Source organism: Rhodococcus sp. T9N (assembly GCF_024436645.1).
Lineage (GTDB): Bacteria > Actinomycetota > Actinomycetes > Mycobacteriales > Mycobacteriaceae > Rhodococcus_F > Rhodococcus_F qingshengii.
Genome location: NZ_JAMSKS010000073.1, coordinates 1 through 623, shown reverse-complemented (window position 1 = coordinate 623; position 623 = coordinate 1). Strand labels below are relative to the sequence as shown.

The 623-nt window shown below is 63.4% G+C and carries 1 protein-coding gene; it reads left to right on the top strand.

The annotated features are described in order from the left end of the window. The coding region (locus tag M1L53_RS33075; protein ID WP_256670503.1) for an ATP-binding cassette domain-containing protein at positions 1 to 623 on the top strand (623 nt) is incomplete at both ends.

Below are 623 nucleotides of genomic sequence, written 5' to 3'. Positions count from 1 at the left end.
CTGAGGGGATTGACCAAGGTTTACGGACCGACGAAAGCGGTGGACGATTTGTCGTTCACGGTCAAGCCGGGCATCGTGACGGGCTTCCTGGGCCCGAACGGTGCAGGTAAGTCGACGACGATGCGGATGATCCTGGGTTTGGATCAGCCGACGTCGGGTGCGGCGTTGATCGAGGGCAAGCCGTACCGCGAGCTCAAGACGCCGTTGCGGACGGTCGGCGCGTTGCTGGATGCGAAGTGGGTGCACCCCAATCGCAGTGCGCGTGCGCATCTGCAGTGGATGGCTGCTTCGAACGGGATCCCGAAGTCCCGCGTCGACGAGGTGCTCGGGTTGGTCGGGTTGTCCGAGGTGGCGGGCAAGAAGGCCGGCGGGTTCTCGTTGGGTATGTCGCAGCGTCTGGGGTTGGCGGGTGCGTTGTTGGGGGATCCGAAGGTGTTGTTGTTCGACGAGCCGGTCAACGGTCTCGATCCGGAGGGCATCGTCTGGATTCGTAAGTTCATGCAGCGGTTGGCGGCCGAGGGCCGCACGGTGTTGGTGTCGAGTCACCTTCTGTCGGAGATGGCGCTCACGGCGGAGCAGTTGGTGGTGATCGGTCGGGGTCGGTTGATTTCGGATTCGACGGT